The sequence below is a fragment of the Ulvibacter sp. 2305UL32-6 genome (genome assembly GCF_058148545.1).
Map to the genome: position 1 here is coordinate 87,078 of NZ_JBYVKA010000003.1, position 12,305 is coordinate 99,382.

Below are 12,305 nucleotides of genomic sequence, written 5' to 3' on the forward strand. Positions count from 1 at the left end.
CGCAAAAGTCAATAAAATTCAGGGAGTACTCTAACTGTTTCTGTTAATTTATTGACAATTTTCATAACTCGCTTCCGAAGGAAAGAAAAGGCTACAACACAAAGCGATATGTAGCTTTTATCAAGAAAGTATTTTGAGGTTTCTGGCTAACTAGCTGCTTGTCGATTAAACTTCCAAAGCTATTAGCTGGATCATCAATTCCTGTGAGCCCTTGAGACCAAACTAAAAAGATCTCAGAGCCTGGGATGTATTCCCAGCGCACTACCAAATTAGATCGAAACTGCACAAAAGCAAAATTAGGATCGCTGAAACTATAATCTATATTTCCGTCTTTATCCTCATCAACCAAATAATCACCTGTATCTTCATCTTGGTTGATCTGTGCATCATCATACAAGGTAATTCGTTTATTTATATCGGTTGATGTCGCATCATTGACATAGTTGAAGTCAGAAAATTTCGCCTTGAAAATAAAAGGCTGTCCGTAGTATTGAATAGTTAAATTAGGGTTGATATTATAATTTACGCGTAAGGTAGCACTCAATTGATCGTTTTCAATAGCCCCTAAAACATAACGGGTTGTACCGTCAAAATCACTTTGAGAAACATACTGTGTTTTACTCGGATTTTCTTCGTATTCAAGATCAAAGTTCATACTTAGGGAATTTAGTGGCTGATACCGCAATCCGATCTCATAACGCTGCAAAGAAAAGTTCCCTTGTTTTGCCTGAGAATTCACAGTCCCAGCCCGTAAACTAATTTTTTTCCGTTGATCTGTTCCAGAGAAGAAATACCAATAATTCTCTTCATTATAGCGCCAGCGCGGACCCCCACGTAAAAAAGTGTTGACAAAAATGCGCGGTTTGTGAGCCGCTCCAAAGTCGCTCCACCAGTTATTTTTATAATTTACATAACCACCTACTTCATACTGGATTCTGTTATAATTACCCTCAAAGTCAAAAGCCGTCGTAATCTCTGCCCGCAGATTTCCTTGACGATACCAGGAGGTTGGTTTGTTAAAGAGTCTTCGAGCAAAAGCCCCTTGCCTGATATCATCTGCTTGACGTAAAAAACCGATATCGTTTATCTCAAATTCGGGAGATTTAAAATTGGTCCATGTACCATAGCGCCAATTTCCGCCACCCCCTTTTCCTATTTCAAAACCACCGCCTGTTCCAGTCAATGAGGTCTTTGTAGGATCTACCTCAACGTGGCTAGCATCTACCCGTTGAAACAGGTGCGTTATTGACGTCTGGGTTTCGTTTATTGCCTCGGCACTTCCACGTACATTACTCATTACAATACCTCCATTCATATAATAAGTACGATCTTTCCAATTATGTGTAAAATCTAGTCCGGCAGAATAGGCATGGCTGTGCAAAAAAGAAACTCGTTCATCCATATTTCTTATAGTAGAGGTGAAAATGGCACCAAACTTTGAATTTCGCTCATTAAAATCCTTTTGAACACGCCCCACCAAATAATTAGTGGCCGGCTCTACCAATTCTTTACGACGCTCGCCCACTTCAGGAATGTCATCGCGGGTGTCGAGATCAATTTCAGCAAATTCATTGGCTGTAACGCTTTCTAAGATTCCAATTCCCCAGCCATCTTTTGTCTTTCCACTAAATTTTGCTGCTCCCAAAATGGTAGTATTAATTGGGAAATCCTCATACTCACCAATTTCACTATCTACTGTTGTATATCCCTGTGGGGTTCGCCCAATTCTACGAGAAAAGAACACATTATCTTGGCCACCTATTCTAAAATCAAAAATATTCTTGTTTTCAACAAAAAAGGGGCGGCGCTCTTGAAAAAAGATTTCAAAACCATCGAGTGCGATCGCACCTGGATCGGCATCAACTTGTCCGAAATCTGGATTTACGGTAAGGTCTAAGGTAAGATCATTAGTAATTCCAATTTTTGCGTCTAATCCAACAGTGAATTTACCATCACTGCCATCGCGAAACGGATTTCCCGCTTCTGTTTCATAAGTGTCTAATTTTGCTAATGTATACGGTTGTATTTCTAATTGTTTTTGCGGCTTGATGCCTTTTATACCGTGTAACTCACCAAAGGAACTAACCCAACCGGCTGGATTTGCGGGAATTTGCTGCCAAGTAGAACGTTCTTCATTAGTAAAATAGCGGCGTGTTGACTGAATTCCCCAAACTTGCTCATCGGCAGCACTAAAACGCAACTGACTCAAAGGTATGCGCATTTCCGCAGACCATCCATCAGAATCTATTTTGGTGTGAACAAACCAAATTGGATTCCAGCTATCGTCAAAATTGCCATTATTGGAGATAAATTCGTCACCTTTTACTCCTGAAGCCGAAATAGTAAATGAAAAACCAGTGCTTTTATCATTATAACTATCAAGATTTATCTCAACCCAATCTCCGGGAAAATCATCTCTTCTCCCCATTCGCCTTTCGATGCTTGAAGGGTCTGCCTGATAACATTTAAACGCCACATATAAGTTTTTTGCGTCATAAGCGATCTTCATTTTGGTTTGCTCGCTGGGAGCTGTTCCGTTATCAGGTTCCCACTCAACATAATCACTGGTCCATTGCACTTTGTCCCAAGCCGTATCATCAAGGATACCGTCAATTATAATACCCTCAGTTCCTGCTATAGAGGCAGTAGTATAGGTGCGTTTAGGATATTCGTTGGGTGAATTAATATCAGAATCTGATGTATCTTGAGCGAAACAAGAAATGCTCAAAAAAACGCATAGCGTTGTGATGATTGATTGATGTAACATTTGGATAGTTTGTATAATAGACTACGAGAAGCCGCTTTTGTGACATCCTTAATATTTTTTTAAGATTATTTTAACATTTTAGAAGTCATCATGTTTCCCTTCTTAACCGCCGAATAATGCTATCTTTAAGCTTCTTTATCTCAACAAATGCGAAAGTTAATTTCTAAAAAAAAACCTGCCTATAAAATCTCGGAAAATCTATCGGATTATTTAAACCGACAAGGGAGGAATATTAAAATTCCTATCTATTATGACGACCTGCTTCGTTTTCAAGGCTCCGTATCGGTTTTTGATAAACAGGAACGAGATACGCTTTGGGTGAGTGTATATTATTCAGAATACGAGCGCGAGGAAATAGATTTCAACTTAAAACGGATGTACTCTATATTACATTCAGATGGAAGCGATTCGTTGATCCCCTATCTTACCATAGACAGTATTGATTTTTGCACCTTCGGAAACTCTAAGCCATTTCGTATTAAAGTACGTAATGTACTTAACGATAACTATCTCTTTTTTTATGTTAAGAAAGCCGACGCATCGCGTATTTACGGGCTTGAACTGGAACATATTCTATCACCTAATCATATTACATTCTTAGTGCATGGCAATTCGCTTATCGAAGAACATATTAGTGGAATTCCGGGTGACGACTTTATAGAAAACCAACTTGACGAGTGCTCGCTACAAGATAAGCGTGAGATCGCGAAAGAATTTGTAAAGTTCAATGAGCGCTGTTTTGTGCGACTTTTAGGTGATATGCGCTCGTACAACTATGTAATGGTCTTAACTCACGATTTTGATCGAATTCAATATCGCATACGGGCGATCGATTTTGACCAACAAAGTTATGAAGGCAATATCAAAGTGTATAAACCGCAATTCCTTAAAGAAAATAATAAATTAGTTCAAATGACCCTTGATGTCTTACAAGACGCTTCGGTTGATCAATACAAACGTGAAGAGCGCTCACTACTTGCTAAAAGAGCAACAAGTGAGCGAATTCGTCTTGCCGAACTCATGTACTGCATGAAAAGAGACCGTATCTCACCTCCCGAAAAAATGAAGCGCCTCAGAAAAGAGCTGTTTGATCTAACCGGAGATATTAACTTTAAAAAATCTAAGAATATGGGGGAAGTACTACAAAGTGCGTTAGACTTTATTATTAGAAACTATGAAACCGAAAACCCTTATCTTATTTCTTAGACAGTAAAAAATATTTACAATTTGACCTATTTGTTTACTATGCGCGCATAGTAAATCGTTATCTTTAGAACCTCAACGCATGTTTCATCTTTATTTCTCATTATGAAAATCAAAAAAGTCCTTGTCGCCAACCGCAGTGAAATTGCTATCCGAATACTCCGTGCTTGTACCGAAATCAATCTAAGTACTGTTGCTATCTATACCTATGAAGACCGCTATTCTCAGCATCGATATAAAGCTGATGAGGCCTATCAAATTGGAGAAAACGATGAGCCTCTAAAACCGTATCTAAATGCCGATGCCATCATCGAAATAGCCAAATCTAAAAATGTAGATGCTATTCACCCCGGTTACGGATTTCTTTCTGAAAATTCAGAATTCGCCAGAAAATGTGCTGAAAATGATATTATTTTTATTGGTCCGGACCCCAAAGTGATGGATGCCTTAGGCGATAAGATCACGGCAAAAAAAATAGCAAAAAAATGCGGCGTTCCTATTATTCAGAGTAATACAAAAGCTCTAAAATCATTAAAAATTGCACTCTCAGAGGCCGAAATGATCGGTTATCCGGTAATGCTAAAAGCTGCTTCAGGCGGCGGGGGTCGAGGGATGCGCATCATCCGTTCAGACGAAGATCTCACACAAAATTTTGCTTCCGCCAAAAGCGAGTCATTGAATGCCTTTGGAGACGACACCATGTTTTTAGAAAAATATGTGGAAGACCCAAAGCATATTGAAGTCCAGATCGTAGCCGACAATCACGGAAATATTCGTCACCTATTTGAACGCGATTGCTCAGTACAGCGTCGTCATCAAAAAGTAGTTGAGGTGGCGCCTTCTTTTAACATTTCAGAAAAAGTCAAGCAAGATCTCTACACTTACGCCATTAAAATTGCTGAAGAGGTTCATTATAATAATGTAGGAACCGTTGAGTTTTTGGTCGATACCAATGACAATATCTTTTTTATTGAAGTTAACCCACGTATTCAGGTAGAACACACCGTTACCGAAATGGTGACCGGTATAGATCTTATAAAAACACAGATCTTTGTTGCTGGTGGTTATAAATTATCTGACAAACAGATCAAGATCTACGGACAAGATTCTTTGGCCACCTACGGATTTGCTCTACAGTGCCGTCTTACTACTGAAGATCCAGAAAATAACTTTACTCCAGACTACGGAACCATTACTACCTATCGCAGTGCATCAGGAATGGGAATTCGTCTTGATGCTGGTAGTATTTATCAATCGTATAGTGTGAGTCCGTTTTTCGACTCCATGTTGGTAAAAGTTTCAGCCCATGGAAGAACGCTAGACGGCGCGGTGCGTAAAATGACGCGGGCGCTTAAAGAATTTCGAATTCGTGGTGTGAAGACCAATATTCACTTTCTTCAAAATGTGATTCAGCATGAAACTTTTAAGGAAGGAAAGGCAACAGTTAATTTTATTCAGAACACCCCTTCACTTTTTAAAATAAAACAATCACAAGATCGTACTTCGAAAGCTGTTAATTTTTTAGCTGAAGTCATTGTAAATGGTAATTCTGATGTCAAGTTTGTTGATAAAACCAAGAAATTCAGAAATGCAAAGATTCCAAAGTATAACAAGAAAGAGCCTTTTCCGAAGGGCACAAAAGACCTTTTAACCGAACTCGGTCCCGAAAAATTCTGTGCTCAGCTGCGCAGCAATCCTCAGATCCAGTTTACCGACACCACCATGCGAGATGCGCATCAATCGCTATTGGCGACTCGAATGCGTTCTTACGATATGATGAAAGTGGCCGAAAGTTTTGCTAAAAATCATCCAAATACCTTTAGTATTGAAATGTGGGGTGGCGCCACCTTTGATGTCTGCTTAAGATTCTTAAATGAGAGTCCGTGGACACGTCTTCGGGAATTGCGAAAACTAATGCCCAACATCTTATTTCAAATGCTTTTACGCGGATCTAATGGTGTTGGCTACAAAGCCTATCCCGATAATTTAATTGAAAAATTTATAGAAACTTCGTGGGAAAATGGGATCGATATTTTTAGAATTTTTGATTCGCTCAATTGGGTCAAAGCGATGGAACCAAGTATTCAATATGTACGTGAAAAAACAGGTGGAATTGCGCAGGCAGCTATTAGTTATACGGGTGATATATTGAACCCAAACGAGACAAAATACGATCTAAAATATTATGTACAGCTAGCGAAAGATCTCGAAAATGCGGGTGCCCATATGATCGCTATTAAGGATATGGCAGGTCTTTTAAAACCCTATGCAGCGACCGAATTGGTCTCAGCTTTAAAAGACACCGTTAAGATTCCGTTGCACCTACACACACATGATACAAGCTCGATACAATCTGCTACCTATTTAAAGGCGATTGAAGCTGGTGTTGATGTGGTTGATGTAGCATTAGGTGGTTTATCTGGCTTAACCTCACAGCCCAATTTTAATTCCATTTTAGAGATGATGCGATACCAACCGCGCGAACATGCATTTGATATTGACAAACTGAATGAATTTTCAAATTATTGGGAAGATACCCGTGAATTATATTATCCATTTGAATCTGGCTTAAAGTCGGGTACAGCAGAAGTCTACCATCATGAAATCCCTGGTGGTCAGTATTCTAATTTACGACCACAGGCAGAAGCTTTAGGCTTGGGTGACCGTTTTGACGAAGTAAAGAAAATGTATGAAAAGGTAAATGCGCTCTTCGGAAATTTGGTCAAAGTAACACCAAGTTCGAAGGTGGTGGGCGATATGGCTATTTTTATGGTGACCAACAATCTGCAACCCGAAGATGTTATGGAACGAGGTGAGAGCATTTCGTTTCCCGAATCGGTGATTAATTTCTTTAAGGGAGATCTGGGGCAACCTTTGGGCGGATTTCCGAAGCAACTTCAGAAGATAATCCTTAGAAATAATAAGGCATATACCAATAGACCGAATGCTCATTTGGAGCCTATTGACTTTGACACAGAGTTTGAGACTTTTCGTAAGAAATTTCAAAAAGGTTTTACACGACCAATAGAATTTGAAGATTTCCTATCATACAGCCTATATCCAAGAGTTTTTGAAGATGCTCATGGGAAATATAAAGATTATGGAAATACGGCAATCATGCCGACAAAGAATTTTTTCTACGGAATGGATATTGGCGAGGAAGTCATTATTGATCTAGAACCTGGAAAAACGATCTTGGTCAAATTGCTCTCTGTGAGTGAGGCGAACGAAATGGGTGTTCGTATTGTTTTCTTCCAGGTAAATGGCGAAAATAGATTTGTAGAAATTATTGATAAGGCACTACATGTAAAAAAAGAAGAGCACCAAAAGGCAGATCCTTCCGACACAGGACAATACGGAGCTCCATTACAAGGCTCCCTCTATAAAGTATTGGTTAAAAAAGGACAAGAGGTAAAGAAAAATGACCCTTTATTTATTATTGAAGCGATGAAAATGGAAAGTACCATTACCGCAATGCAAGCGGGAACAGTACAATCGGTTTCGCTAAAAGCGGGAACAATGGTTAAGATGGATGATCTTATCGTAACTTTAAAGTAAAAGGCATTGAGAATCTAATTCTAAAGCTTTCTGCTAAAAATAGCTGCTATACCCCTTGTTATTCAAATAAATAATATTATTTTTGCACCCCTTTAATTAGGGAAAAAACAATGATTAATTAACTTTTGACAAAAAACTAATGGATACATTAAGTTACAAAACAGTATCTGCTAACAAAAACACTGTTGTAAAAGAGTGGTTATTGGTAGATGCGGACGGCCAAACATTGGGTCGTCTTGCCAGTGAAGTTGCAATATTACTTCGTGGCAAACACAAACCAAGTTTCACCCCTCACGTAGATTGTGGTGATAACGTAATTATTATTAATGCTGAAAAAGTGGCCCTTAGCGGAAACAAATGGACAGAGAAGACGTACATACGTCACACCGGATATCCAGGCGGACAACGCAGCCTAACAGCTAACGAGCTTAAAGGGAAGAACCCTGCAACCGTAGTTGAGAAAGCAGTAAAAGGGATGCTACCTAAAAATAAATTAGGTGCGCAATTGTTCCGGAATTTAAATGTGTATGTTGGTGAGAACCACGGACAAGAAGCACAAAAACCAAGAACTATTAAACTTAATCACAAGCAGTAATGGAAGTAATTCACAAAATTGGTAGAAGAAAAACCGCTGTGGCTCGTGTATACTTGGCACCCGGTAAAGGAAACATCACAGTAAACAAGCGTACGCTTGAAAATTACTTCACTACACCTACGCTACAGTATAAAGTGAAGCAACCTTTAACGCTAACAGAGAATCTTGAAACTTTTGACATCTCTGTAAATGTTTTTGGTGGTGGAATCACAGGACAAGCAGAAGCTATTCGTTTAGCGATCTCTCGTGCAATGTGTACATTAAATGATGAGAATCGTGGAATCTTAAAGCCAGAAGGCTTATTAACAAGAGATCCAAGAATGGTAGAACGTAAGAAATTCGGACAGAAGAAAGCTCGTAAGAAATTCCAGTTCTCGAAACGTTAATATTATTAACCTGATTGGGTATCTCATTGAGATAGTTCAATCGTGTTATATAAGTTCATACAAATACAATTATTATTAAGCTGTTCCCCCGGTTTTCGGACCGGGGATTAGTTTAGCATCTAAACCATACGCATAACGCGGAGGTTGCTATCCTTTTAAGAACGTAAACTAAAAACAAAATGGCAAAACCAGAAGTAAAAGAATTACTCGACGCAGGTGTACACTTTGGTCACCTCACAAGAAAGTGGAATCCAAACATGGCTCCTTACATTTATATGGAGCGTAATGGGATTCACATTATCAACCTTTACAAAACCACTGCAAAACTTGACGAAGCTAATGAAGCTCTTAAGAAAATTGCAGCTAGCGGACGAAAGATCCTTTTCGTAGCTACTAAAAAACAAGCTAAAGACATCGTTGCTGAAAAAGCAGGAGACGCAAACATGCCGTACATCACTGAAAGATGGCCTGGTGGAATGCTAACCAATTTTGTTACTATCAGAAAAGCCGTTAAGAAAATGGCCTCTATTGATCGTATGAAGCAAGATGGAACTTTTATGACCCTTTCTAAGAAGGAACGTCTACAAGTAGATCGTCTTCGCGCGAAGCTTGAAAAGAACTTAGGTTCTATCAGCGACATGAGTCGTCTTCCAGGTGCTTTATTTATTGTTGACACAACTCGTGAGCACATTGCAGTTGCAGAAGCTAAAAAATTGAACATTCCAATTTTCGCTATGGTTGACACAAACAGTGATCCTCGTGAGATCGATTACGTGATCCCTAGTAATGATGATGCTTCAAAATCTATCGAGAAGATCATGTCTTCAGTTTCAGAAGCTGTAATTCAAGGTCTTTCAGAAAGAAAATCTGGTAAAGAAGGTGATGCTAATGATGCGCCAAAAGCGAAAGCAAAGGCTGAACCAAAAGCAAAAGCAGCACCAGCTAAAAAAGCAGAAAAAGCAACTAGCGAAGAAGAGTAGCCTGCAACAAGGAGTTTATAGTATGACAAATACAAATGAGCTTCCGCAGAAATTAAGAATTTTATAATATTAAAAAGTCGTCAAGTTCATTTCTATAGCTGAAATTTGCGACGACTTTTTTAGCTAAATAGTAAATAATGCGATTGCCCAGCAATCACAATAAAAAATAAATACGATGGTAAAAGTAACCGCCGCAGAAGTAAACGAGTTAAGAAAAAAGACCGGAGCCGGTATGATGGATTGTAAAAATGCATTAGTTGAGGCTGAAGGTAATATGGAAGAAGCAATCTCTATCCTACGTAAAAAAGGACAGAAAATTGCTGAAAAAAGAGCCGATCGCGATTCTAGCGAAGGCGCTGTAATAGCAAAAGTGAATGACGCTAACAATAGAGGTGTTATTATTTCATTGAATTGCGAAACAGATTTCGTTGCTAAAAATGATTCGTACATAGAAATGGCTCACAAAATGGCCGATATCGCTTTAGGAACATCTTCTAAAGAAGAATTCTTAAAAGCTAAGTTCGATGGGATGACTGTTGAAGAAAAGCTAATTGAGCAAACAGGAGTAATTGGTGAAAAACTTGAAATTGGTGGTTTCGAAATTCTTGAAGCACCATTTGTAGGAGCTTACATTCACGGTAACAAAATTGGAGCTTTAACAGGTCTTTCAAAAGAAGTTGATAATGCAGAAAAATTAGCGAAAGACGTTTCAATGCAAGTAGCTTCTATGGGAGCAACAACATTATCTTACAAAGATTTTTCTCCAGAATTTGTTGCTTCGGAAACAGAAGCACGTATTGCTGTTATTGAAAAAGAAAATATTGAGCTAGGTCGTTTAGGTAAAACCTTGAAAAATGTACCTATGTATATTTCAAGATTACAACTAACTGACGAGATTCTTGCAAAAGCTGAAGAAGATGCAAAAGCTGAATTGAAAGCCGAAGGGAAACCAGAACAGATCTGGGATCGTATCCTTCCTGGTAAAATAGAACGTTTTATCTCTGATAACACGACCTTAGATCACGAAAAAGCTCTTTTAGATCAGAATTTCATTATGGACGACAAGAAAAATGTTGCCGACTACGTAAAGTCGTACGGCGATGTTGAAGTTGTTGGCTTTAAGAGAGTTTCTTTAGCGTAAATTACAACGTTATTTTATACAAAAGGTCCGTTTTTAGCTGTTGCTAAAAACGGACCTTTTATTTTATTCTCAAATTTTAATACCCGTAATTACCGTTCATCTGTAAAACATTTGAAGCTATAAGAACCTGATCTTCACTATAGGCCTTAATACGATACGTTCCTACATCGTAAAAATTGAATTCAAAGTTTACGGCTGTTGAAGTGCTACTAAGATCTACCGTCACATCTTTATATTTATAATACTTGCCGTCATAAGAAAGTTTATCAATAAGCACTAAAATCTTTTCCGTTTTTAACTCGTAAGGGTTATGATCTACATAAATCCACACATTCCCTCTACTGGCTCCTGTTCCGTGCTTTAAGGTAGTATATCGTTTGCTTGTATCTGGAATGCTATTGCCATTTTCAGAATAAGACACCAAAGAAAAGAACAATCTGGATGGCTTATAATAGGCGGCCATTTGTTCTTTAAGTTCGGCCAATTCTTTATCTAACCTTACTTTTATAACCGCATTTGCTTGGGCAGCTGTCATTATAGGAAGCTTATCTCCACGTGCCGAATTAATCGAAGAAGACCTTTTTGGTAATGTGAGGCCATTTTCTATCAATTCAGTATGGGCTTTACTATCAATGGCAGAAATATAATACATTCCATTAACACCTCCTACTAGACCAATTCCCGTAGTACGCCCCTTGGCTGTAGCAATTCCAATTACTTTATTCTCTTCGCTAAATACCGGTCCGCCGCTATTTCCGGGGTGAATCTCGGCATCGGTCTTTAAATAACCATAATCAGCATTAAACACATAATCATAGCCACTCATAATACCCAAACTAATAGTGCTCAGATCTTTTAACATAAGTCCCGCGGAACCCATAAATTGTGCCGGATAGCCGTAGACGCAAAGATTTTCGCCTTGTGCTACATTGTCTGAATTACCAATTGGTAATGTTTTAAATTTCTTGCTAATAGGTTTCCCTTCGAGATCACTTACTATTTTTAACATGGCGCCGTCATAGGTACCCGAACCGATAGATACAACTTCGGCAATATACAAGGTATAATCATTCTCTCCTTTTCCGTGATACACCTGAACCACCGGAATACTATGACCCGTTCGATTCACTTTTGTAAGCGCTCTGTTTGAAAGTAGCTCTTCCGAATACAATGCTACCGAATTCATCTCCTTTTTATTGTCGAAATAGTTATAATCCATATAGCCCTTCACACACATCTCAACAACATGTTTGTTGGTAAACAAATATCCGTCTTCTGTAACGATAAAACCTGAGCCTCTTCCCAAATAACCTTTGCCTGGTTGTAGTTTTTCCAATTCAGGATCCATTACTAAAATTTTTACCACGCCTTCGTAGTATTTTGAAGCTATTAGCTTGGTGTCTAACCCCTTTTCTTTACAAGAAAAAAAGCAAAAGAAAACTAATAGATAAACTAAATATCTATAATTCATGTTAGAAATTTTAGAATTGATTGTTAGCTATTTAAGACTTCTAAAAATAATAATTGTTTCTGAAACAGCGCAATTCAAATTCCATAAATTTCAGAAGATCAAAAAAGTACATTTCAGGTAGGAGTAATTAAATAGATATTTTTAAAATACAGCCATCTTATTTCACGTGTTATTTTATATAAAAAATAGCATGGTTTTAATGAT

8 protein-coding genes are annotated in these 12,305 nt (G+C 38.3%); 6 read left to right on the forward strand and 2 right to left on the reverse strand.

Features of this window, described 5'->3' with window-relative positions:
* Positions 1–91 precede the first annotated feature (91 nt).
* Positions 92–2,767 carry a DUF5916 domain-containing protein gene (locus ACY2RU_RS10200; RefSeq protein WP_490138354.1) on the reverse strand — a complete coding sequence of 892 codons (2,676 nt, stop codon included), beginning with the start codon at positions 2,765–2,767 and terminating at the stop codon, positions 92–94.
* 147 nt (positions 2,768–2,914) lie between these two features.
* Between ACY2RU_RS10200 and ACY2RU_RS10205 the strand changes: the two genes are divergently transcribed.
* The 6 genes from ACY2RU_RS10205 (at position 2,915) to tsf (ending at position 10,630) form a co-directional block, all read left to right on the forward strand.
* Entirely contained in the window at positions 2,915–3,973 is a 1,059-nt protein-coding gene (locus ACY2RU_RS10205; RefSeq protein WP_490138355.1) for a hypothetical protein, read from the forward strand.
* A gap of 102 nt (positions 3,974–4,075) precedes the next feature.
* Positions 4,076–7,528: a pyruvate carboxylase gene (locus ACY2RU_RS10210; protein ID WP_490138356.1), complete on the forward strand. Its 3,453-nt coding sequence runs from the start codon at positions 4,076–4,078 to the stop codon at positions 7,526–7,528.
* 139 nt (positions 7,529–7,667) lie between these two features.
* Positions 7,668–8,123, forward strand: coding sequence for a 50S ribosomal protein L13 (rplM, locus tag ACY2RU_RS10215; RefSeq protein ID WP_490138357.1), 456 nt, complete (start codon positions 7,668–7,670; stop codon positions 8,121–8,123).
* The gene (rpsI, locus tag ACY2RU_RS10220) at positions 8,123–8,509 is read left to right on the forward strand and encodes a 30S ribosomal protein S9 (protein WP_490138358.1); all 387 of its coding nucleotides are present in this window, start codon (positions 8,123–8,125) and stop codon (positions 8,507–8,509) included. The genes rplM and rpsI overlap by 1 nt, the downstream gene beginning before the upstream one ends.
* A 179-nt stretch (positions 8,510–8,688) precedes the next feature.
* On the forward strand, positions 8,689–9,489 hold the full coding sequence (rpsB, locus tag ACY2RU_RS10225) for a 30S ribosomal protein S2 (protein ID WP_490138359.1): 801 nt from the start codon (positions 8,689–8,691) through the stop codon (positions 9,487–9,489).
* Between the two features lie 175 nt (positions 9,490–9,664).
* Entirely contained in the window at positions 9,665–10,630 is a 966-nt protein-coding gene (tsf, locus tag ACY2RU_RS10230) for a translation elongation factor Ts (RefSeq protein ID WP_490138360.1), read from the forward strand.
* Positions 10,631–10,706: 76 nt separating this feature from the next.
* On the opposite strand, the gene ACY2RU_RS10235 is transcribed toward tsf, so the two are convergent.
* Complete coding sequence (locus ACY2RU_RS10235) at positions 10,707–12,101, reverse strand: S1C family serine protease (protein WP_490138361.1); 1,395 nt, start codon at positions 12,099–12,101, stop codon at positions 10,707–10,709.
* Between the last annotated feature and the right edge of the window lie 204 nt (positions 12,102–12,305).